Source organism: Candidatus Njordibacter sp. Uisw_058 (assembly GCF_047730065.1).
GTDB lineage: Bacteria > Pseudomonadota > Gammaproteobacteria > Pseudomonadales > Balneatricaceae > Njordibacter.
This window is the reverse complement of sequence record NZ_CP159829.1, coordinates 1,600,739-1,622,742: the sequence shown is the minus strand read 5'-3', so window position 1 is coordinate 1,622,742 and position 22,004 is coordinate 1,600,739. Positions and strand designations below refer to the sequence as shown.

General features: G+C 45.3%; 19 protein-coding genes. 16 read left to right on the top strand and 3 right to left on the bottom strand.

The annotated features are described in order from the left end of the window. The first annotated feature begins 4 nt into the window (after positions 1 to 4). Both ABXT59_RS07605 and ABXT59_RS07600 read left to right on the top strand, forming a co-directional pair. Entirely contained in the window at positions 5 to 562 is a 558-nt protein-coding gene (locus ABXT59_RS07605) for a cytochrome c oxidase assembly protein (protein ID WP_443635267.1), read from the top strand. 71 nt (positions 563 to 633) lie between these two features. Then, positions 634 to 1,518: a cytochrome c oxidase subunit 3 gene (locus tag ABXT59_RS07600; RefSeq protein WP_443635265.1), complete on the top strand. Its 885-nt coding sequence runs from the start codon at positions 634 to 636 to the stop codon at positions 1,516 to 1,518. Positions 1,519 to 1,586: 68 nt separating this feature from the next. Here the strand turns inward: ABXT59_RS07600 and ABXT59_RS07595 are convergent, their stop codons facing one another. After that, positions 1,587 to 1,802 (bottom strand): twin transmembrane helix small protein, encoded by a 216-nt coding sequence (locus ABXT59_RS07595; RefSeq protein ID WP_443635263.1) that lies wholly within the window; start codon positions 1,800 to 1,802, stop codon positions 1,587 to 1,589. A 44-nt stretch (positions 1,803 to 1,846) separates the two neighbouring features. Between ABXT59_RS07595 and ABXT59_RS07590 the strand changes: the two genes are divergently transcribed. From ABXT59_RS07590 to rlmKL, 5 genes are all read left to right on the top strand, one after another. Next, positions 1,847 to 2,581 carry an SURF1 family protein gene (locus ABXT59_RS07590; RefSeq protein WP_443635261.1) on the top strand — a complete coding sequence of 245 codons (735 nt, stop codon included), beginning with the start codon at positions 1,847 to 1,849 and terminating at the stop codon, positions 2,579 to 2,581. Continuing rightward, a complete protein-coding gene (locus ABXT59_RS07585; protein ID WP_443635259.1) occupies positions 2,581 to 3,135 on the top strand; it encodes a hypothetical protein in 555 nt (184 codons plus the stop codon). Before ABXT59_RS07590 ends, ABXT59_RS07585 begins: the two co-directional genes overlap by 1 nt. An 8-nt stretch (positions 3,136 to 3,143) precedes the next feature. Beyond that, positions 3,144 to 4,190 (top strand): COX15/CtaA family protein, encoded by a 1,047-nt coding sequence (locus ABXT59_RS07580; RefSeq protein ID WP_443635257.1) that lies wholly within the window; start codon positions 3,144 to 3,146, stop codon positions 4,188 to 4,190. Further along, the gene (cyoE, locus tag ABXT59_RS07575) at positions 4,180 to 5,073 is read left to right on the top strand and encodes a heme o synthase (protein WP_443635256.1); all 894 of its coding nucleotides are present in this window, start codon (positions 4,180 to 4,182) and stop codon (positions 5,071 to 5,073) included. Before ABXT59_RS07580 ends, cyoE begins: the two co-directional genes overlap by 11 nt. A gap of 174 nt (positions 5,074 to 5,247) precedes the next feature. Further along, the gene (rlmKL, locus tag ABXT59_RS07570; RefSeq protein WP_443635254.1) at positions 5,248 to 7,647 is read left to right on the top strand and encodes a bifunctional 23S rRNA (guanine(2069)-N(7))-methyltransferase RlmK/23S rRNA (guanine(2445)-N(2))-methyltransferase RlmL; all 2,400 of its coding nucleotides are present in this window, start codon (positions 5,248 to 5,250) and stop codon (positions 7,645 to 7,647) included. A gap of 7 nt (positions 7,648 to 7,654) precedes the next feature. Here rlmKL and ABXT59_RS07565 read toward each other — a convergent pair whose 3' ends face one another. Together ABXT59_RS07565 and gltA are read right to left on the bottom strand one after the other, a co-directional pair. Next, positions 7,655 to 8,863 (bottom strand): ammonium transporter, encoded by a 1,209-nt coding sequence (locus ABXT59_RS07565; RefSeq protein WP_443635252.1) that lies wholly within the window; start codon positions 8,861 to 8,863, stop codon positions 7,655 to 7,657. A 224-nt stretch (positions 8,864 to 9,087) separates the two neighbouring features. Then, positions 9,088 to 10,365, bottom strand: a complete 1,278-nt coding sequence (gene gltA / locus ABXT59_RS07560; protein ID WP_443635250.1) for a citrate synthase — start codon at positions 10,363 to 10,365, stop codon at positions 9,088 to 9,090. Positions 10,366 to 10,829: 464 nt separating this feature from the next. Between gltA and sdhC the strand changes: the two genes are divergently transcribed. From sdhC to sucD, 9 genes are all read left to right on the top strand, one after another. Further along, positions 10,830 to 11,207 carry a succinate dehydrogenase, cytochrome b556 subunit gene (gene sdhC / locus ABXT59_RS07555; protein WP_443635248.1) on the top strand — a complete coding sequence of 126 codons (378 nt, stop codon included), beginning with the start codon at positions 10,830 to 10,832 and terminating at the stop codon, positions 11,205 to 11,207. Then, on the top strand, positions 11,201 to 11,548 hold the full coding sequence (gene sdhD / locus ABXT59_RS07550; RefSeq protein ID WP_443635246.1) for a succinate dehydrogenase, hydrophobic membrane anchor protein: 348 nt from the start codon (positions 11,201 to 11,203) through the stop codon (positions 11,546 to 11,548). Before sdhC ends, sdhD begins: the two co-directional genes overlap by 7 nt. A gap of 3 nt (positions 11,549 to 11,551) precedes the next feature. Further along, positions 11,552 to 13,327 carry a succinate dehydrogenase flavoprotein subunit gene (sdhA, locus tag ABXT59_RS07545; RefSeq protein ID WP_443635244.1) on the top strand — a complete coding sequence of 592 codons (1,776 nt, stop codon included), beginning with the start codon at positions 11,552 to 11,554 and terminating at the stop codon, positions 13,325 to 13,327. An 11-nt stretch (positions 13,328 to 13,338) separates the two neighbouring features. After that, entirely contained in the window at positions 13,339 to 14,043 is a 705-nt protein-coding gene (locus ABXT59_RS07540; RefSeq protein ID WP_443635243.1) for a succinate dehydrogenase iron-sulfur subunit, read from the top strand. Between the two features lie 156 nt (positions 14,044 to 14,199). Beyond that, a complete protein-coding gene (locus ABXT59_RS07535) occupies positions 14,200 to 17,037 on the top strand; it encodes a 2-oxoglutarate dehydrogenase E1 component (protein WP_443635242.1) in 2,838 nt (945 codons plus the stop codon). Positions 17,038 to 17,087: 50 nt separating this feature from the next. Beyond that, positions 17,088 to 18,332: a 2-oxoglutarate dehydrogenase complex dihydrolipoyllysine-residue succinyltransferase gene (odhB, locus tag ABXT59_RS07530; RefSeq protein ID WP_443635240.1), complete on the top strand. Its 1,245-nt coding sequence runs from the start codon at positions 17,088 to 17,090 to the stop codon at positions 18,330 to 18,332. 63 nt (positions 18,333 to 18,395) lie between these two features. Continuing rightward, complete coding sequence (gene lpdA, locus ABXT59_RS07525; protein WP_443635238.1) at positions 18,396 to 19,838, top strand: dihydrolipoyl dehydrogenase; 1,443 nt, start codon at positions 18,396 to 18,398, stop codon at positions 19,836 to 19,838. A gap of 41 nt (positions 19,839 to 19,879) precedes the next feature. Continuing rightward, the gene (gene sucC, locus ABXT59_RS07520) at positions 19,880 to 21,049 is read left to right on the top strand and encodes an ADP-forming succinate--CoA ligase subunit beta (RefSeq protein WP_443635236.1); all 1,170 of its coding nucleotides are present in this window, start codon (positions 19,880 to 19,882) and stop codon (positions 21,047 to 21,049) included. Continuing rightward, on the top strand, positions 21,046 to 21,921 hold the full coding sequence (gene sucD, locus ABXT59_RS07515; RefSeq protein ID WP_443635234.1) for a succinate--CoA ligase subunit alpha: 876 nt from the start codon (positions 21,046 to 21,048) through the stop codon (positions 21,919 to 21,921). Before sucC ends, sucD begins: the two co-directional genes overlap by 4 nt. Positions 21,922 to 22,004: the final 83 nt, after the last annotated feature.

Here is a 22,004-nt window from a genome sequence, read left to right as displayed (position 1 = left end):
TTAAATGACCTCAAAACTACCAGAGTCCGGTACCCAATCCGGACCTAAACCGAGTAATACGGCTTTAAAGTTAGTACTTGCGGCCATAGCGATGTTTGGCTTCGGCTTTGCCTTGGTACCGTTATACGATGTATTTTGTGAGTTCGCTGGTATTAATGGTAAGACGGCAGGTCCGGTGGAAAAAGTTGAACAATGGGTTGATACCAGCCGCACGATTAAAGTGCAGTTTATAACGACCAATAACGATGGCATGCCATGGGAGTTTGAGACTTTACAAGAAGAAGTAGAGATTCACCCAGGGGCATGGACGCAAGTGGCGTTTTGGGCGTTCAACCCAACGCAAAATGACATGGTGGGGCAGGCGGTGCCGAGTGTATCGCCCTCCGAAGCGGCCCAGTACGTGCAAAAGACAGAATGTTTTTGCTTTGATCAGCAGAAGTTAAAGGCGGGAGAAGGGCGTAATATGCCACTTATTTTCTCTTTAGATCCGGATCTTCCTGACCATGTTCGCACGGTTACTATGTCATACACGTTATTTGATGCAGGCGCTTTTGCTGAATAGTAGAAGTACATAAATAAATTTTAAGCCGTAACACACGGACCAATTACAAGTCTTCGACCAAGGAGCGATACATGGCAACATCGAGTTATTACGTACCAGATAGTAGTTATTTTCCAATTGTGGCAAGCTTTGGCTTAATCGGTATGGCCGCTGGTGGCGGCGGTATGATGAATCACATGAGTTCAGGTGGGGTAGGCTATGCTTTTCCTCATTTGGTGTTCTTAGTCGGCACTTTGTTATTAGCCTTTGTACTCTTTAACTGGTTCAGTAAAGTCGTAGTAGAAAGTAGAGCAGGTATGTACAGCCCTCAAATGGATAAGTCTTTCCGCTGGGGCATGAGTTGGTTCATCTTTTCAGAAGTCATGTTTTTTGCGGCCTTCTTTGGTGTATTGCTTTATGTGCGGCAGTGGGCTGGACCCTGGTTAGATGGCCAAGGTGACAAAGGTTCAAGCCACATGTTGTGGCCTAGCTTTGATTACGCTTGGCCTATGTTTAACAACCCAGACCCATCACTACCTGGCCCTAAAGGGGTGATTGATCCTTGGCATATTCCGTTATTGAATACGGTTCTGCTCATGTCTTCTAGTGTTACCTTGACCATTGCTCACCACGCCCTTCGGGCAATGCACCGTGGGCGCACTATTTTTTGGCTAGGCGTGACGGTAGTGTTAGGTGCCGTGTTTGTATATTACCAAATATTAGAATACATCGAAGCTTACACTGAATTAGGTCTGACCCTAGAATCAGGCATTTATGGCTCGACATTCTTTATGTTGACGGGGTTCCACGGTGTACACGTCACCATTGGTGCATTTATCTTATTCATTATGTGGATTCGTATTTGCAAAGGCCATTTTACTCCGGAGCAGCACTTCGGTTTTGAAGCAGCGGCTTGGTATTGGCACTTTGTTGATATGGTTTGGGTGGGTTTGTTCTTGTTCGTTTATATAATGTAAGCCTTTTTGAGACCTAAAAAAGGCAGCTTAATTGCTGCCTTTTTTCCTTCTAATACTGCAATTTATAGTTAATGAATATTGGCCCATGGAGAATAAGTGACCAGTTGACCACTCCAAAATCCGTAGGTTACCAATACAATGAGAATGACAGTTAGGGAAATGCGGTATTTTAACGAGGTCAATAATCGGGTTGACTTAGAACCGTCCTTAATTAGGAAAAAGAAACCACTGGCTAGGCTAATAAGGGCCAGCAGTAAGACGATGATGATGACGATTTTGATCATAAAAAGGGTCTCATTAAATTTGTTAATTAGGCGTAACTAGACTAATGATAAAACGACTGCAGCATTATTGGGCAATCACAATTTTTACAGTGTTCTTTTTGCCATTAACCATTAGCTTAGGATTTTGGCAGCTAGATAGAGCCGATCAAAAGCAACAATTAGAGGCAAGTTTAGCAGCCCTAGAACAGCCGATCACTTTAACTCAAGGACAGGACTTGCTCGTGGGGTCACTAAAGAACCTGCAGAGAGTGACATTGAATAGTCGCTTTATCAAGCCCTTTATTTGGTTCAAGGATAATCAGGTGGTCAAGGGTAAGGTGGGTTACGATGCCGTGGGTCTAATTAGCTTGGGAACGGATTTATTGTTAGTCAATCGGGGCTGGTTTGCGTCCTATGGTCAGAGAAATCCGTTACCGACGATTGATTGGATTGATGGTGAGGTTTCACTCACGGGCCGCTTGGTCAATGTGCAAGCTAATCCTTATCAGTTAGGGGCAGATGTTTACACAGATCAGTACCCACAGTTAGTGCAGTCCATCACCCCACCTGAAATGGCAAATCATTTAAAGGCTTCCATAGGAGGCGCATTGTTGCCTTGGGTGCTAATGTTGGATGCGCCAGGTAAGGCGACCCTAACCCCTCACTGGCGCGCCAGCAGCATTTCTGATGCCAAGCATCTAGCCTACGCATGGCAGTGGTTTGGGCTCGCTTTAACTTTAATCTTGCTATATGTTTATCGAGTTTTTTATTCACCTATCGACACTAAAAAGGTAAATTAATGAGTGCTAAAAAGACCAACCGTTTCACCTTGTACGCAGTGTTTGGTGTCACTGCGGTACCACTAATGATTGCTATAGTGATGTATTTTAACTTATGGGCAGTGCCTGATGGGCGCACCAATTTTGGTCAACTGCTATTACCACCTAATCAGTTACAACAAGTCCAATTGTTAGATGAAAATGAGATGCCATGGTCTCAGGAAGAGGCAGAAAAACGCTGGTTAGTGGTTTATTTAACGTCTAATAACTGTGACAAATCCTGCCAAGAGGCAACGCACTTACTGCGGCAAATTAATATTGCTTTGGGCAAAGAAGCACACCGTGTTACGCGTTTGTTAGTGCAGCAGACAGGTGCGTTCAACGCACAGTTGCAACAAGAATATCCTGCTCTGATACAACTGACGAGCTCAGCAACAGAAGTCTTTAAAAAGGGGCAAGGTATTTATTTGGTAGACCCCTTAGGTAATATAATGATGTATTACAGCAAGGATTTCGTGGGTAAAGAACTGTTAAAAGACCTTAAGAAATTACTCAAAAATTCAAACATAGGGTAACAAATATTATGAATACTAGTACTACTGCGCCTAAGTGGAGTCTGTTACTAACATATGTATCTCTTGCGATAGTCATCTGCGTCATCGTTTTAGGATCGTGGACACGCTTGGCCGATGCGGGTTTAGGATGTCCAGATTGGCCTGGCTGTTATGGCTCTTTAGTCGTGCCCCAAACTAGCTTAGAAATTTCTGCAGCTGAAGCCCTCTACCCAGATGCACCCGTTGAGGTTGGAAAGGGCTGGTTGGAGATGATTCACCGCTATTTTGCAACTGCACTAGGGTTTGTGATTTTAGTTTTAGCCGTAGCGTCTTGGTCCCAGCGCAAACGCCTATTCTATCCTTTTGTGCTCACCCAATGCTTATTAGCAATGGTGATCCTGCAAGGCACGTTTGGCGCTTGGACAGTGACTTGGAAGTTGTGGCCACAAGTAGTCACATCACATTTGTTGGGCGGTTTCATTACTGCTAGCTTGCTCACAGTGTTGCTGATAAAGTTACGACGCATGGGGCAACAGGTCAAACCTTTATCCTTAACTAATATTAGCCACAGTCGATTGCGTATATGGGCTATAATGGCCGCTGTTTTGATTATCATTCAGGTGTTTTTGGGTGGTTGGATGAGTTCTAACTATGCCGCTTTGGCCTGTTCGGACTTGCCTAATTGCAATGGCTCTTGGTGGCCAGAAATGGACTTTTCTGAGGGCTTTAATCTGACGCAATCTATTGGTCCCAACTATTTGGGAGGTCTGATGAATAGTGAGGCCCGTCAAGCTATTCATGTTTTACACCGTTACGGTGCACTGATCTTGGGTGTGTTCTTACTGGTCATGAGTTATCGATTGATCGCTCAAAAAGATAGTCGCTTGCGTCAATTTGGTGTCGGATTTTTAATTTTGTTTACGGTGCAGTTTTGTTTAGGAGTGGCGAATATTTATTACTTCCTACCTTTGCCCGTAGCGGTGGCTCATAATTTTGGCGGGGCATGCTTATTTGCTCTGACCTTAAGTCTTATTTATGTTGTCTTTTCAAAACGAGGGCGCCTCAATGAATTTTGAAGCCACAGCACCGCCAGTTAGGATCAATTGGCGTGATTATTATGAAATGTGTAAACCAAATGTAGTCATACTGATGCTCTTGACGTCATTGGTTGGCATGTTCATGGCTGTGCCTGGCATGGTGCCTTGGCCTATCTTGATTTGGGGTAACTTAGGCATAGCCATGGTTTCTGGAGCCGCGGCTGTCATTAACCATGTCATAGACCGTCGTATTGATGGGCAGATGGGACGCACCCATAACCGTCCAGTGGCAAAGGGAAAAGTTAAACCAGTGCACGCCTTGGTTTTTGCAGGCGTATTGACAGTCATTGGTCTGGCTATCTTGTTTATCTTTATCAATCCAATTACGGCCTGGTTAACCTTAGCTTCTTCGGTTGGTTATGCGTTTATTTACACCGGTTACCTGAAGCGTGCAACGCCTCAAAATATCGTTATTGGGGGTATGGCTGGGGCTATGCCACCTTTATTAGGTTGGGCTGCAGTCACTGGAACTGTTGAACCCAATGCCCTATTGCTGGTACTTATTATTTATGCATGGACACCCCCTCATTTTTGGGCCTTAGCCATTCATCGGCGGGATGAATACGCCAAGGTTGAAATCCCCATGTTGCCTGTCACCCATGGTTTAGAGTTCACGGGTTTACAGATTCTTCTTTATACCGTGCTAATGATCATTGCGACCATGCTGCCTTATATAGTCGGCATGAGTGGCTTTATCTACTTCGTGGGTGTGACTTTATTGAACCTCCGATTCTTATATTGGGCTGTGCTTCTATATCGAGGGGCCTATGAAAAAGCGGCAATGAAGACGTTTTGGTATTCTATTATCTATCTGATGCTGTTGTTTGTATTGTTGTTAGTTGACCACTATTTTCCTATTTAGAGCTTAATCAAACCCCTTTAAAGGGGTTTGATTAAGTAGTCCTGGCTTTCATGATGGGCTAGAGATTTGCACTGCGCTTCCACTCCCACTTCACACCTATGTAACAACGATTTTCCCTCTCTATTATCAATAGTGGTATACTGCGCGCCCTTTTGATTGCTGCAGTATTGACCTATGACCTACGCATTTTTCGCCACTTGTCCCAAAGCGATGGAGCCGATACTGGCCGATGAACTCGGCCCGCTTGGCGCAGAAGACATCAAGCTAACTCAAGGCGGGGTTTACTTTAATGGTGACTTAAAGGTTGGCTATAGTGCGTGCCTGTGGAGTCGATTAGCCAACCGAGTTCTACTGTTATTACACAGCGAAGCCGCAGACAGTGTTGACGAACTTTATGACGCTGTGAACAAGGTTGAATGGACAGAGCACTTTGACAGTGATCAAACCTTCTTAGTGGACTATGCTGGTCGCATGCGCGGTATTGATAATACCCACTTTGGAGCACTCAAAGTCAAAGATGCCATTGTCGATCAATTTCGCAGTAAGGGTGAATTGCGGCCCAATATTGCTAAACAAGAGCCTGATGTGCGCATTAATGTATTTATTACTAAGGGCCGCGTGCGTATTAGCCTAGATTTGTCAGGTGAGAGTTTACACAAACGCGGGTATCGTCGTGAAGGTGGCATGGCACCATTAAAAGAGAATCTAGCGGCGGCGTTATTGATTCGAGCAGGCTGGCCAGAAATGGCTGCGGCAGGCAAGCCACTGATGGATCCTATGTGCGGATCGGGCACGTTTTTAATAGAAGCGGCCATGATGGCATCAGACACAGCACCTGGGCTATTGCGTTGGCGTTTTGGCTTGCAAATGTGGAAACAGCACAATGTTGAGCTGTGGCGTGAGGTATGGGACGCTGCTGAGTTACGCAGGGAAGTGGGTGAAGCTGCAGCCACTAGTGAAATTCATGGTTATGATGGGCAACCTAAGGCCATATCAAAGTGTCGTGAAAATTTGAAACAAGCGGGTATGACTGACCGGATCCGTGTCAGTCATAGAGAACTTAAAGACTTGAAGCCCCTGACTCATAAGGCGCAACAACAACTCGGTTTGGTGATCACTAACCCGCCTTATGGTGAAAGGTTAAGCGAAGTTGCAGACATCCAGTACTTGTATCAACATTTGGGTGAGCGTTTAAGCCAAGATTTTATTGGTTGGGAACTTGCTGTGTTTACAGGTAATTCTGAGTTAGGCAAAGCGGTGGGCTTGCGTTCCCATAAGCAATATTCTTTTTATAATGGCGCCATTAAGAGTCAGCTATTGATGTACTCTTTAGAAACCACTAATCGCTTTGCAGATCGTCGCCAAGCCAGTGGTGAAATTCCTTTACAAGCCCTCAGTGAGGGCGCGCAAATGTTTGCCAATCGAGTGGTAAAAAACCGTAAGCAGTTAAGTAAATGGGTTAAGCAAGAAAATATTCAATGTTACCGTATCTATGATGCTGATATGCCTGAATATGCTGTAGCTATTGATATCTATCATGATTGGCTGCACGTGCAAGAATATGCAGCACCAAAAACTGTTGATGCTGAGAAAGCTCAGCGCCGCCTAGAAGAAGTGATGCTCGCATTACCACAGGCCTTGCAAATTCCAGAAGCACGCATTGTATTAAAACAACGCCGCCAGCAGACGGGCAAAGACCAGTATCAAACTCACGATGAAAAAGGAGAATACATTCAGGTTGCAGAAGGCGGTTGCAAATTACTAGTCAACCTCAATGATTATTTAGACACGGGGTTGTTCTTAGATCATCGACCTGTGCGGCAAAAAATTCAACACTTAGCTCATGGCAAACGCTTCTTAAACTTATTTTGCTACACAGGCACGGCCACTATGCATGCCGTTCAGGGCGGGGCTCACAATTCGCTGAGTGTAGATATGTCGGCGACTTATTTGTCATGGGGCAAAAAGAACCTTGCGCTCAACGGTTTTAGTGATCAAGTGCATAAATTTGAACAGCACGACTGCATGGAGTTCATTAAACACCACAAAGGTGAATATGACCTGATCTTTCTTGACCCACCAACTTTTTCTAATTCTAAGAAAATGATTGGCGTGTTAGACGTGCAGCGTGACCATGCCTGGATGATCCATAGAGTGATGGATCTACTGTCAGAAGATGGATTGTTGATATTTTCAACTAATTACCGCCGTTTCGAATTGGACGATAAGGTATTACAGCACAATCACGTGGAAGATATCAGTGATCAAACCTTAGATAAAGACTTTAGCCGTAACAAAAAGATCCATCGGTGTTGGGAAATCCGCAAGTATAAACCTGAGGTGCCCAGTAATTCAGAATTTTATGATGCTGAATATGCAGTCTCTAAACCACCCTCCAAAAATACACCAGAAATAGTATCAGAGAAGGCAGCGAATAAGGCAACGGAAAAGGCACCTAAATCTGTGCCTAAGAGGGCTCCCAGAGAAGTGGCTCCCCCAGCAACTGCTCCCAAAGACCCCAACCTAGAAACCAAAGATCGAAGCACTTTTAACCCTTGGTTGCAAAAAGACTAAGTATAGGTTAGTCAAATGACGTTGCGCCGATTTTGTGAATGCTTAAGTCGGCGCCGTTAAATTCATCTTCTTCAGTGAGTCGAAGGCCAATAAACTTCTTCACACCCCCGTAAACGATCAATCCTCCGATCAGAGCCACACTCACACCAAGCAAAGTGCCTATCAGTTGAGATATTAGACTTACGCCGCCTAAACCTCCCAAAGCCTCTAAGCCAAAAATACCTGCTGCAATACCACCCCATGCCCCACAAATGCCATGTAATGGCCACACGCCTAATACATCGTCGATCTTCCAGCGGTTCTGAGTCATGATAAAGGCATACACAAAAAGGCCACCAGCAATGAGGCCGACGGCTAAAGCACCAATAGGGTGCATCAAGTCTGAACCTGCACACACGGCGACTAAACCAGCCAAGGGTCCATTGTGAACAAATCCAGGGTCATTTTTACCAATCACTAAGGCTGCTAAAGTACCACCTGCCATGGCCATCAGTGTATTGACCGCCACCAAGCCGCTGATACCGTCTAAGGTTTGCGCCGACATTACGTTAAAACCAAACCAGCCAATGGTAAGGATCCATGACCCCAAGGCTAAAAAAGGGATGCTAGAAGGTGCAAAGGCGACTAATTTTCCTTTGCGGTAGCGTCCATTGCGAGTGCCTAGCAACAGCACTGCTACCAGCGCCAGCCATCCCCCTACACCGTGCACTACCACGGAGCCAGCAAAGTCATGGAAGCCTGCACCAAAGCTCTGCTCAAGCCAAGCCTGGAAGCCATAGTTGCCATTCCAAGCAATGCCTTCAAAAAAGGGGTAAACAATGCCCACGGTTAAGCCAGCAGCCAGTAATAAAGGCCAAAAGCGGGCACGCTCTGCGATACCACCAGAGATGATAGCTGGAATGGCGGCAGCAAAAGTCATTAGGAAGAAAAACTTGACCAGTTGGTAGCCATTATCAGCACTTAAGGTTTGGGCACTGGCAAAAAAGTGTTGATCGTACGCTATCCAATAACCTACAAAAAAATAGGCTAAGCAAGAAAAGCCAAAATCAGTCATGATTTTAACCAGCGCATTAACTTGGTTTTTATGCCTTACTGTCCCCACTTCTAAAAAAGCAAAACCTGCATGCATGGCGAGTACCATAATGGCTCCCATCAAGATAAACAGAGTATTGGAACTTTGTACTAAAGTGGCGACGGCACTGGTTGTGGTTTCCACTAAAACTCCTTAAATTTATTGCACTATTATAGTGCATATTAAAAAAACTATGGTCGATAGTGGTGCGATTTTGCTACAGACGTGCAGAAATACCACTAAACATCCGCTGTTTTTAATAAAGCAAAGACCGTGCCAGTAGTATACTTTAGGCCATAAAAAGCCACCCGTAGGTGGCTTGTTTAAAGGCCCATAGAAAAGCTTATGGTAAGGCTTACGGTAAGACTTTATTTAATGGGGTAGGAGCGTTTCGTTGCGCCAGTATAGAGTTGGCGAGGTCGGCCAATACGGTAAGGGCTATTAAGCATCTCATGCCAGTGAGAAATCCATCCCACAGTGCGCGCTAAGGCAAAAATCACGGTAAACATAGAGGTTGGGATGCCAATGGCCTTAAGAATAATGCCAGAGTAAAAGTCCACATTAGGGTATAGCTTGCGCTCTATGAAATATTCATCTTCTAAAGCAATTTGCTCCAAACGTTTGGCGATCTGCAGCAATGGATCATTTTCTACACCCAGCAAAGCCAATACCTCATCACAAGTTTCACGCATCACTATCGCTCGTGGGTCAAAATTCTTGTACACACGATGACCAAAACCCATCAGTCTGAATGGGTCGTCCTTATCTTTCGCTTTGGCTACAAATGCATCTATATTTGATACATCACCGATTTCTTCGAGCATATCAAGCACGGCTTCATTAGCACCGCCATGGGCAGGACCCCACAAGGCGGCAATGCCTGAAGCGATACATGCGAATGGATTAGCGCCCGAAGAACCTGCTAAACGAACTGTGGAAGTTGATGCATTTTGCTCATGGTCAGCATGGAGCATGAAAATCTTATCCATGGCACGCGATAAAACAGGGTCTATTTTACTTTCAGTGGTTGGTGTACCAAACATCATGTGTAAGAAGTTTTCAGCGTAATCCAGGTCATTACGCGGGAACATAAACGGTTGGCCGATAGAGTATTTGAAACACATGGCCGCAATGGTTGGCATTTTAGCAATTAAGCGGTGGATGGCTTTTTCTCGGTGATCAGAATTATCATTATCAAGTTGGTCATGATAGAACGCAGATAAAGCGCCTACGACGCCGCACATAATGGCCATTGGGTGGGCATCACGACGAAAACCACTAAAAAACTTGATTAGCTGCTCATGCAACATAGTGTTGTTGGTGATGTGGCTTTCGAATTCGTGCATTTGTTCAGCACTTGGAAGCTCGCCATGAATCAGCAGGTAACAGGTTTCTAGATACGATGAGTTAGCTGCTAAGTCTTCAATGGCATAGCCTCGATGCAATAAGATACCCTTGTCCCCATCAATGTAGGTAATTTTAGATTCGCATGACGCTGTAGATACAAAGCCTGGATCGTAGGTAAAAAGGCCTTTGCTCACTAGTTGACGCACGTCAATAACGTCTGGACCAGTAGTGCCTGAATAGATTGGCAGCTCGATGGGGTCCATGCCTTCTATGTGCAGAGTGGCTTTTTTTTCGGACATTGCTTGGCTCCTAAAAATTGTGTTGGAGAGGTGGAAGATAAAGTAGCTATTTAAGGCCAAAACACGAAGTAAAATCACGCGCAAGATCCATCCGCCTCCAAAAACTGGAGCCTATCTTACCCTAGACTTACCCGAGTAGGGTCATAGAAAAGATTCGGCATATTGATTGTAGTTATAACTACAGGTGATATGGTGGGGAACTACTATAAAGTTAATCGTATATGATCCTCTTGTCGGGCCCATTTGTAAAGGCTTTGTATTAAGTCAAGGCTACGCAATGCTTAGCTATTATTGAATGCCTATGCAAAATAAAAAAAAGCACATACGACAAAAGTGTCGTTGTTTTCTGTGGTTCAACTCCCTATACTTGTCCACGGCATGACGCTTGCAGCTATGTTGGTGTCGATCCAGAGTATTTTTTGAAGCCTTAGTTTAACTCATTTTTTAGCCAAAAGTAGGTAACCGTGAGCGATAAAAGACCCGTTAATCTGGACCTAGGCACATTCAAACATCCGTTAGTTTCTGTGATATCGATAAGTCACAGAATTTCGGGTGTCGTTTTGTTTGTGGGCCTAGTATTTTTATTCAATCTGTTTGATATGTCCCTTGAAGGAGAGCTCGGTTTTGTGTCAGCCCAAGCCCTATTGCAGGAGAACTTTCTTGCGCAATTTGTGACTTGGGGGCTGTTGACTGCTCTGGGGTTTCATTTTAGTGCGGGTATGAAACATCTCGTTATGGACTTTGGTCATGGCGAAGAACTTGAATCTGCGAATAATGCAGCAAAATTTGTTATTGGCTCTACGGCTGTACTGGCCGTTCTGGCGGGGGTTTGGGTATGGTAACCACGATTACAAGTTATGGTCGAAGTGGTCTTGCTGATTGGCTCGTACAGCGTGTAAGTGCGGTTATTTTAGCGGCCTACTCTATTTTCACGGTGGCCTACTTGCTGCTCAATCCACAGGTAGACTTTGCCCAGTGGCAAACCTTGTTTAATGGCACTAGCATGCGCATCTTTAGTTTAATGGCGCTTTTGTCGTTGGGAGCACACTGCTGGATTGGGTTATGGTCGATTTCTACTGATTACTTAAAACATTTTGCTGTGCGCTTCGCATTTCAAATGCTAGTGGGTTTATTAATGTTTATTTACACCATTTGGGGTGTTCAGCTACTTTGGGGCCTATAAGTCATGACAAACAACTTACGTAAAATGTCCTATGAAGCCATCGTAATTGGTGGTGGCGGTGCCGGTATGCGGGCTGCGTTGCAGCTCACTGAATCGGGTTTAAAGACTGCCTGTATTACTAAAGTATTTCCCACTCGGTCGCACACAGTGTCAGCTCAGGGTGGTATTACCTGCGCCATTGCCAGTAATGATCCGAATGATGATTGGCGCTGGCATATGTATGACACCATCAAAGGCTCCGATTATATTGGCGACCAAGATGCGATTGAATACATGTGCAGTGTGGGGCCTCAAGCGGTATTTGAGTTGGACCATATGGGTCTACCTTTTTCCCGTACAGAAGAAGGACGCATCTATCAGCGCCCCTTTGGAGGCCAATCGAAGAATTTTGGTGAGGGTGGTCAGGCTGCTCGAACTTGCGCTGCCGCGGACCGAACAGGACACGCGTTATTGCACGCTTTGTACCAAGGTAATTTAAAAGGGGGGACTACCTTTTTAAATGAATGGTTCGCTGTGGATATGGTTCAAAATGACGATGGTGCAATCGTGGGTGTGGTTGCGATATGTATTGAATCTGGAGAAACTGTTTACATTGAAGCCAAAGCAACGGTCTTAGCGACTGGTGGTGCAGGGCGCATCTACCAGTCTACGACCAATGCACTGATTAATACGGGTGATGGAGTAGGCATGGCATTGCGCATGGGTTTGCCCCTGCAAGATATGGAAATGTGGCAGTTCCATCCAACGGGCATCGCTGGAGCAGGCACTTTGGTCACAGAGGGTTGTCGCGGAGAAGGTGGTTACCTAATTAACAAAGATGGTGAGCGCTTCATGGAGCGCTATGCGCCCAATGCAAAAGATTTAGCGGGTCGTGACGTCGTGGCCCGGTCCATGGTGATGGAAATATTGGAAGGCCGTGGTTGTGGCGTCAATGGTGACCATGTGTTACTTAAACTTGATCATTTAGGTGAAGAAGTACTAGAAAGCCGTTTGCCTGGGGTGTGTGAGTTATCCAAAACCTTTGCTCATGTTGACCCAGTGTTTGAACCTGTGCCTGTTGTACCCACTTGTCACTACATGATGGGTGGCATACCTACTAACATTGGTGGGCAGGTGTTGTATCCAGAGTCTGCCTCAGAAACCCGCATTGTCGAGGGTTTATATGCTTGTGGAGAGGTTGCGTGTGTCTCTGTACACGGTGCCAATCGCTTAGGTGGTAATTCCCTATTGGATTTGGTGGTATTTGGTCGAGCAGCGGGCATACAAATTGAGAAATCAATGCGCGAAGGCTACGCTGCAGAGCCCGCCAGTCAAGCTAATTTAGATGCTGCTATGGTACGTTTAAATAGCTTAAATAATTCTGAATCAGGTGCCAGTATTGCTGAAGTTCGAGCAGACCTGCAAACAACGATGCAGTTATACTTTGGGGTGTTTCGCGAAGGTGAAAGTATGCTAAAGGGCTTGGAGTTACTGCGTGAAATTAGGACCAAAGTGTCCAACCTTCATCTGCAAGATAAAACGGGTGCTTTTAATACAGACCGCATCGAAGCCTTGGAGTTGCAAAACTTATTTGAAGTTGCATTTGCTACCGCTATTTCAGCAGAGCAACGTAAAGAAAGTCGAGGCGCTCATGCACGTAATGACTTCACTGAGCGGGATGACGAAAATTGGTTGAAACACTCAGTGTATTATCCTTTAGAGGAACGTCTTGGTAAGCGAGATGTGAATTTTACACCTAAAACTGTGGATGCTTTTCCACCTAAAATTCGTACTTATTAGGGAGTAGTGATATGTTAACAGTGAGTATTTATCGCTATCATCCAGAGCTTGATACGAAGCCATACATGCAAGACTTTGAAGTTGATACTGAAGGTAAAGACTTAATGGTCTTAGATGTTTTGAATTTGTTGAAAATTCAAGATCGTGGTCTTACGTATCGTCGATCGTGTCGTGAGGGCGTGTGTGGCTCTGATGGTATGAATATCAATGGCACCAATGGCCTAGCGTGTATTACGCCCTTGTCATCCTGCGTCAAAAACAATAAATTAGTGTTACGCCCATTACCGGCTTTGCCTGTGATCCGCGACTTAGTTATTGACATGGATCAGTTTTACAAGCAGTACGAAAAGGTGAAGCCATTTTTGCTTAATAATACCCCAGCCCCAGGTATTGAGCGTCTGCAAACGCCTGAAGATCGTGCCAAGCTGGATGGTTTGTACGAATGCATTCTTTGTGCTTGTTGCTCTACCGCCTGTCCTTCATTTTGGTGGAATCCAGATAAGTTTATTGGGCCAGCCGGCTTACTTCAGGCTTATCGTTTCTTGGCGGATAGCCGTGATACAGCAACGGAAGAGCGCTTAGCAGGTCTAGATGATCCGTTCAGCGTATTCCGTTGTCATGGCATTATGAACTGTGTCACGGTGTGTCCAAAAGGGTTAAACCCAACCAAGGCCATTGGACATATTCGTAATATGCTCATGACCAGAGCCACCTAAACAAAACCACAAATAAGCTCAGTGCGCTTATAAAGCGCTCTGAGGGTTATTTGTTTGTTAAAGTTTGGTATTGAGACTTAACCATGTGCCGCATTAAAGGTTATAATGGTCGTGTTTGGTTAAGGTTTAACCACAATCAAAAATTGGTGATACTGAATGCAAGACAGCGTGATGGAGCAACAGAGGCGTGAGTCTCATTTCTCTGGCGGCAACTTTGCGTACATTGAAGAAATGTACGAAACCTATTTACGTGACCCCAATGCTGTTCCTGAGCAGTGGCGGCAAGAATTCGATCAACTACCTCGGGTGCCAGACTCGATCAGTGGGGACGTACCTCATTCGATAGTAAAAGAGCACTTTGTTCTTTTAGGTAAAAACCAAAGCAAATCACATCCTGTCCAAACGGCGAGCCTTAGCAGCGATCATGAGCGCAAACAGGTGAGAGTCGTAAGACTCATCAATGCATACCGATTACACGGCCACCAAATTGCGAGCCTAGACCCGCTAAATCTCAAGCCCAAAGAGATAGTTCCTACTCTTGATTTACATTTTCACGAACTATCAGCAGCTGATTTAGACACAGTTTTCCAAGTTGGTGCATCCTACTTAGGCAAAGAAGAAATGCCTTTGTCAGAAATTATTGATGGGCTTGAGCAAACCTACTGCTCAACCGTCGGCTGCGAATATAGCCATATTGTTAATACCGATGAAAAGCTCTGGATTCGCCAGCGAGTAGAGTCAGTGCGCAGTCATCCAACCCATACGGCAGAAAAGCGCAAACATATATTTGAACGCTTGATTGCTGCAGAAGGCTTAGAAAAATACCTAGGTGCTCGTTTTTCTGGTGCTAAACGCTTTGGTCTTGAAGGGGGTGAAAGCCTCATTCCTATGTTAGACAATATTATTCAGCGCTCAGGTAGCAGCAAAGCTAAAGAAATTGTTATTGGTATGGCTCATCGAGGTCGACTCAATGTATTAATCAATATCTTTGGTAAAAATCCAGTCGACCTATTTGAAGAATTTGAAGGTAAACGACCTTTGAATACCTCTGGTGATGTGAAGTACCATCAAGGTTTTTCGACTAATGTTAATACCCCCGGTGGCGAAGTTCACATGGCCTTAGCATTTAACCCATCACACCTCGAAATTGCTAATCCAGTCGTAGAGGGATCTGTAAGAGCCCGCCAAGATCGCCGCAAAGATACACAAGGGGACACGGTATTGCCCATTTGTTTGCATGGAGACGCCGCCTTTGCAGGCCAAGGTGTGGTTATGGAAACCTTACAAATGTCCCAAACTCGGGCCTTTAAAACGGGTGGAACGGTACATATTGTCATTAATAATCAGGTTGGCTTTACGACCAGCAAAAAAGAAGATGCCCGCACTACGCCTTACTGTACAGACGTTGCTAAATTTATTGATGCGCCCATTTTTCATGTTAACGGAGATGACCCTGACGCAGTCGCCTTCGTGTCAGAACTAGCCTTAGATTATCGTAACGAGTTCAAACGAGACGTCGTCATTGACCTTGTGTGTTATCGCCGTCGTGGTCACAACGAAGCTGATGAACCGTCAGGCACGCAGCCTTTGATGTATAACGCCATTAAAGCGAAAAAAACTGTAGCCACACTATATGGACAGCAGCTCGTTACTGAAGGTGTGATTTCAGCTGAAGATATTGCAGCGTATCAAAATGAATACCGCAATGCGCTTGATAATGGCAAACACGTTGCCAAAGCATTGGTTTCAACACCTGACTCAAGTTCGTTTGTGGACTGGAAACCTTACCTTAACCATGAATGGACGGCGCTAGGAGATACACGGGTATCTGCAGACTTACTTAAAGATCTAGGTCAGCGTTTAGACCAAGTTCCGCAAGGTTTTGTGGTTCAGCGTCAGGTGAAAAAAATTCTTGATGACCGCTTAAAAATGGCAGTAGGCGCTGCAGAAATCAATTGGGGCTTTGCTGAAGTTATGGCCTATGCCTCATTGTTAGAGGAAGGGTATCCCATTCGCCTAACTGGGCAAGATGTGGGTCGTGGTACTTTCTCCCATCGGCATGCTGTTTTGCATGATCAAAAAGGCAGTGGTGCTTATGTTCCTCTGCGGAACTTGTCAGATGAACAACCCGATTTCACGATCTTTGATTCTCTATTATCAGAGGAGGCTGTATTGGCGTTTGAGTATGGCTATGCTTCAACGGCGCCAGAAGGCTTAGTCATATGGGAAGCGCAATTTGGAGACTTTGCTAACGGGGCCCAAGTCGTGATTGACCAATTCATCACCAGTGGTGAGCACAAGTGGGGTCGTATGTGTGGTTTAACGATGCTGCTTCCCCATGGGTACGAAGGTCAAGGCCCAGAGCATTCGTCTGCCCGTTTAGAACGTTTTTTACAGTTATGCGCAGAACACAATATTCAAGTTTGTGTGCCTACCACGCCGGCTCAAATATTCCATTTGATTCGCAGGCAGGTAGTGCGTCCAATGCGTAAGCCTCTGGTCGTGATGTCACCTAAGAGTTTATTGCGCCATAAAATGGCTATTTCTAGTCTTGATGAGCTCGCTAATGGCGAGTTTCAGAATGTCATTGATGAGGTCGATGACCTTGATAAAAGTGCAGTTAAGCGGGTAGTGTTGACCAGTGGCAAGGTCTACTACGATTTACTTGAACAACGTCGTTTAGGAAAATTAGATCATGTGGCTATTATTCGTATTGAGCAACTATACCCTTTCCCTGAACAGAACCTAGCGGATGTATTAGCCCAGTACCCGCATCTAGAACTCGTAGTGTGGTGTCAAGAAGAACCACAAAACCAAGGTGCTTGGTATTGTAGTCAGCACCACATGCGAAAAGTCATTCAGTTAGGTCGCACTGATTTAAATCTGATTGTTTCTTCACGTCCTGCCTCTGCAGCCCCGGCATGCGGTTATATGTCGGTACATTTAGAAGAGCAACAGCATTTAGTAGCCCAAGCCTTGGGATTAGAATCATGAACGGGTCTGTTGAGCAGACCCTAACCATTATTAAAGTGAAGAGATAAACCATGTCTATTGAAATTAAAGCCCCATCTTTTCCTGAGTCTGTGGCAGACGGTACCATTGCCACTTGGCACAAACAGCCAGGAGAGGCATGTAAGCGCGATGATTTAATCGTTGATATTGAAACGGATAAGGTCGTGATGGAAGTGGTTGCCCCTGCTGATGGAAGCCTGTCAGACATTATTGTAGCCGAAGGCGGTACAGTGCTGAGTAATGAAGTCATTGCTCATTTTACTGCGGGTGCGGCAGCCCCTGCTCAGGCAGAGGAAGGGCCAAGTGCGGCCACTGCGACTGATCAGCCAGATTCGAGTGGCCCCGCTGTGCGTAAGTTACTGCACGAAAATAACCTGCACGCCACGCAGGTCACTGGCACGGGCAAAGGCGGTCGTTTACTCAAAGAAGATGTCCTTAACTACTTGAAGCATCCAACCCCAGTGGCTGTGGTGACCCCAGTAGCGCCAGTAACGCCAGCACCAGCACCTATGGCTAAAGAAATGCCCAAAGAAAGTACAAACCAAATGGTGTCGCCTTCTTCTGGTCCGCAGCATCGTACGTCCCGTCGTGTGCCTATGACGCGTTTACGCGCCACCATTGCTAAACGCTTAGTGTCTGCACAAAACGAAGCCGCCATGTTAACCACGTATAACGAAGTGGATATGTCACCTATTATGGCATTGCGTAAACAATATAAGGCGCAGTTTGAAAAAGCTCACAACGGCACTCGATTGGGCTTTATGTCATTTTTTGTGAAGGCTGCAGCAGAAGCCTTGAAACGCTATCCAGCGGTGAATGCATCCTTAGATGGCAATGACATGGTCTATCACGCTTATCAGGATGTGAGTGTGGCGGTGTCCACTGATCGTGGTTTAGTGGTGCCAGTATTGCGTGATGTAGAAGCAATGACTTTGGCTGATATTGAGAAAGGTATTGTAGATTTAGCCAACCAAGCTAAAGCTGGTAAGTTAACTTTGGAAGAAATGCAGGGTGGCACTTTTACCATCACTAATGGTGGTATTTTTGGTTCTTTGTTATCGACTCCAATTTTAAATGCCCCTCAAACTGCAATCTTGGGTATGCATAAAATTCAAGATCGTCCAGTGGCAGAAAATGGTGAAGTGGTCATCCGACCAATGATGTATTTAGCTTTATCATACGATCATCGAATGATTGATGGTAAAGAAGCAGTTCAGTTCTTAGTTACCGTTAAGGAATTACTGCAAGACCCAGCGCGGATATTGCTTGAGATCTAAGCCCGTGTGTTTATTTAAGTTTACGTTGTGATCCAGCGTGGGCACAAAATCTGAGGAAATATTATGTCCCAAGAATTTGACTTGGTGGTTATTGGTGGTGGCCCTGGTGGTTATGTAGCCGCAATTCGAGCGGCGCAGTTAGGTTTAAAGACCGCCTGCGTGGAAAAATGGACCAATGACAAAGGTGCTCCCGTTTTAGGTGGAACTTGCTTAAATGTTGGTTGTATTCCTTCAAAAGCGTTATTAGATTCAACACATAAATTCCACGACGCTAAACATGAATTTGAATCTCATGGCATCAACACGGGTGAAGTCTCAATAGACGTTGCCGCTATGCTAGCTCGTAAAAATACCATTGTAGACAATCTCACTATGGGCGTGGCGGGTTTATTTAAAGCCAATGGTGTGACCTTAATTCATGGTACGGGTCAATTACAAAAAGATCGTGGGGTTAAAGTGACCGCTGCTAATGGCAGCGAAAGCCATTTAAAAGCGGGTAACGTTATTTTGGCCGCAGGATCTGTACCTGTAACTATCCCCTCAGCGCCCTTAATTGAAGATATTATTATTGATAACGTGGGCGCATTAAGTATCAAGCAAGTGCCTAAACGCTTGGGTATCATCGGTGCTGGCGTAATTGGTTTGGAAATGGGTACCATATGGCAACGCTTAGGGAGTGAGGTTGTTGTCCTAGAGGCAATGGATAACTTTTTGAGCACCATTGATAAGGATTTATCAAAAGAAGCAGCTAAGTGTTTAAAGAAACAAGGCATGAATATTCGCCTTGGTGCCCTGGTAACCTCTACTGAAGTTGCTAATAACGAAGTTAAAGTCGCCGTTAAAAAGGCCGATGGCGACTCTGAGACCCTAACTTTCGATAAGTTGATTGTTGCTGTTGGTCGTAAACCGTACACTGAGGGCCTGTTGTCAGCTGACTCAGGAGTCGCTGTAGATGGGCGTGGATTTGTGCACGTGAGTACGCGTTGTAAAACTGATGCACCTGGGGTTTATGCCATTGGTGATATCGTTCGAGGCCCCATGCTAGCTCATAAGGCTTCGGAAGAGGGCATGATGGTTGCAGACATTATTGCGGGTCATAAAACCTTGATGAATTATGACTGTATTCCATGGGTTATCTATACTCATCCAGAATTAGCATGGGTGGGTAAAACAGAGCAAGAATTAAAGGCAGAAGGGGTGGCCATTAAAGTGGGGAAATTCCCATTTACAGCTTCAGGCCGAGCAATGGCAGCCAATGACACGCAGGGCTTCGTAAAGTTGATTGCTGATGCTGAAACAGATCGCATATTAGGTTGCCACATTATCGGTGGTAACGCGTCTGAATTAATTGCTCAGGCGGTTATTGCGATGGAGTTTGGATCAAGTGCTGAAGATCTAGCGCTTACAGTGTTTGCTCACCCCTCAATGGGTGAGGCCATTCATGAGGCAGCGTTAGCTGTAGATGGCCATGCCATCCATATGGCTAACAGGAAAAAAAGAAAATAAGTATTCAGGTTAATTTTAAATTTAAGTAAACAGGCATCACAATGAATCTTCATGAATATCAAGGCAAACAACTGTTTGCCCAATACGGTTTGCCCGTCTCTACTGGCATTGCCGTAGATACGGCAGCGGAAGCTATGGCGGCACTGGATCAAATTCCAGGGGATCGTTGGGTAATTAAGGCTCAAGTTCACGCAGGCGGTCGCGGTAAGGCAGGCGGTGTGCAATTGATTTCTTCTAAGCAAGAAGCTGCTGATTTTGCCAATAAGTGGTTAGGTCAACGCATGGTAACCTATCAGACGGATGCGGATGGTCAGCCTGTTTCGAGGGTTTATATTGAACCCTGTACCGATATTGCCCAAGAGCTTTACTTGGGTGCTGTGGTGGATCGAAGTACTCAGCGCATTGTGTTTATGGCATCTACTGAGGGTGGTGTAGAAATTGAACAAGTAGCCGAAGAAACGCCAGAGAAGATTTTAAAGGCAGAAATTAACCCCCTAACTGGAGCTCAGCCATACCAAGGACGTGAGTTGGCATTTAAGTTAGGCCTTAAGGGCAAGCAGGTCAGTCAGTTCACTAAGATTTTTATTGGTTTGGCTCAATTGTTCCAAGACAAAGACTTAGCGTTGTTGGAAATCAATCCTCTAGTAGTGACTGAGCAAGGTGATTTACATTGCCTAGATGCCAAGGTTGTTATTGATAGTAATGCGGTCTATCGTCACAAAGATATTCAAGCCATGCACGACCCAAGTCAAGATGATGAGCGTGAAGCCCATGCTGCTTCGTGGGATTTAAACTATGTGGCCTTAGATGGCACCATTGGTTGTTTGGTTAATGGTGCTGGTTTGGCTATGGGCACCATGGATATTGTGGCCTTGCATGGGGGTTTCCCCGCTAACTTCCTTGATGTTGGGGGTGGTGCAACCAAAGAACGTGTCACCGAAGCCTTTAAAATTATTTTGTCTGACGACAGTGTAAAGGCTGTGTTAGTCAATATCTTTGGCGGTATTGTGCGTTGTGACTTGATTGCAGAAGGAATTATTGGCGCCGTTAAAGAGGTAGGCGTAAGTGTGCCAGTAGTCGTGCGTTTGGAAGGTAATAACGCCGAATTGGGTAGTCAAAAGCTGGCTGAAAGTGGCCTTGATATTATTGCTGCTACCAGTCTGAGCGGTGCAGCTCAACAAGTGGTTGCTGCAGCTGGAGGTCAAGCATGAGCATTTTAATTGACAAGCACACTAAGGTAATTTGCCAAGGTTTTACGGGTAGTCAGGGCACCTTTCATTCTGAACAAGCCATTGAATACGGTACAAAAATGGTGGGCGGTGTGACACCAGGAAAAGGTGGCACAACGCACTTGGGTCTGCCGGTTTTTAATACGGTGAGTGAAGCCATTGCCGCTACTGGTGCTGAGGCTTCTGTTATCTACGTGCCAGCAGCTTTTTGTAAGGATTCGATCCTTGAAGCTGCAAACGCAGGTATTAAGTTTATTGTTGCCATCACCGAAGGTATTCCAACTCTAGATATGTTGGAGTGTAAGGTCGTTTGTGATCAATTAGGTGTTCGTTTAGTGGGCCCTAACTGTCCTGGAGTTATTACCCCAGGCGAATGTAAAATCGGCATTATGCCAGGCCATATCCATTTGCCAGGTAAGGTGGGCATTGTATCTCGTTCTGGCACTTTAACCTACGAAGCCGTTAAACAAACGACAGATGCAGGTTATGGCCAGTCTACCTGCGTAGGCATAGGTGGAGATCCTATCCCAGGCACTAACTTCATTGATGTATTGGCATTGTTTGAAAAAGATCCAGCTACAGAAGCGATTGTGATGATCGGTGAAATTGGTGGTACTGCAGAAGAAGAGGCGGCAGCTTATATTAAAGCTAACGTCACCAAGCCTGTGGTCTCATACATTGCTGGCGTCACTGCTCCTGCAGGTAAACGGATGGGCCATGCTGGTGCCATTATTTCGGGCGGTAAAGGCACAGCTGATGAAAAGTTTGCGGCCCTCAATGATGCGGGTGTTAAAACTGTGCGCTCTCTCGCTGAAATTGGTAAGGCATTAAAAGAAGTGACAGGTTGGTCTTAATTGCGACTGACCGATAGTCATTAAAAAGGCCACCCAAGGGTGGCTTTTTTGTTGGTCTATATTAAATGCATTTAAATAGATCG

Coding starts and splice junctions, on each gene's coding strand:
- ABXT59_RS07590 (WP_443635261.1), top strand. CDS start 1,847: ATGATAAAACGACTGCAGCATTATTGGGCAATCACAATTTTTACAGTG.
- sucD (WP_443635234.1), top strand. CDS start 21,046: ATGAGCATTTTAATTGACAAGCACACTAAGGTAATTTGCCAAGGTTTT.
- lpdA (WP_443635238.1), top strand. CDS start 18,396: ATGTCCCAAGAATTTGACTTGGTGGTTATTGGTGGTGGCCCTGGTGGT.
- sucC (WP_443635236.1), top strand. CDS start 19,880: ATGAATCTTCATGAATATCAAGGCAAACAACTGTTTGCCCAATACGGT.
- odhB (WP_443635240.1), top strand. CDS start 17,088: ATGTCTATTGAAATTAAAGCCCCATCTTTTCCTGAGTCTGTGGCAGAC.
- ABXT59_RS07580 (WP_443635257.1), top strand. CDS start 3,144: ATGAATACTAGTACTACTGCGCCTAAGTGGAGTCTGTTACTAACATAT.
- ABXT59_RS07600 (WP_443635265.1), top strand. CDS start 634: ATGGCAACATCGAGTTATTACGTACCAGATAGTAGTTATTTTCCAATT.
- ABXT59_RS07540 (WP_443635243.1), top strand. CDS start 13,339: ATGTTAACAGTGAGTATTTATCGCTATCATCCAGAGCTTGATACGAAG.
- gltA (WP_443635250.1), bottom strand. CDS start 10,365: ATGTCCGAAAAAAAAGCCACTCTGCACATAGAAGGCATGGACCCCATC.
- cyoE (WP_443635256.1), top strand. CDS start 4,180: ATGAATTTTGAAGCCACAGCACCGCCAGTTAGGATCAATTGGCGTGAT.
- sdhA (WP_443635244.1), top strand. CDS start 11,552: ATGACAAACAACTTACGTAAAATGTCCTATGAAGCCATCGTAATTGGT.
- sdhD (WP_443635246.1), top strand. CDS start 11,201: ATGGTAACCACGATTACAAGTTATGGTCGAAGTGGTCTTGCTGATTGG.
- rlmKL (WP_443635254.1), top strand. CDS start 5,248: ATGACCTACGCATTTTTCGCCACTTGTCCCAAAGCGATGGAGCCGATA.
- ABXT59_RS07595 (WP_443635263.1), bottom strand. CDS start 1,802: ATGATCAAAATCGTCATCATCATCGTCTTACTGCTGGCCCTTATTAGC.
- ABXT59_RS07535 (WP_443635242.1), top strand. CDS start 14,200: ATGCAAGACAGCGTGATGGAGCAACAGAGGCGTGAGTCTCATTTCTCT.
- ABXT59_RS07605 (WP_443635267.1), top strand. CDS start 5: ATGACCTCAAAACTACCAGAGTCCGGTACCCAATCCGGACCTAAACCG.
- ABXT59_RS07585 (WP_443635259.1), top strand. CDS start 2,581: ATGAGTGCTAAAAAGACCAACCGTTTCACCTTGTACGCAGTGTTTGGT.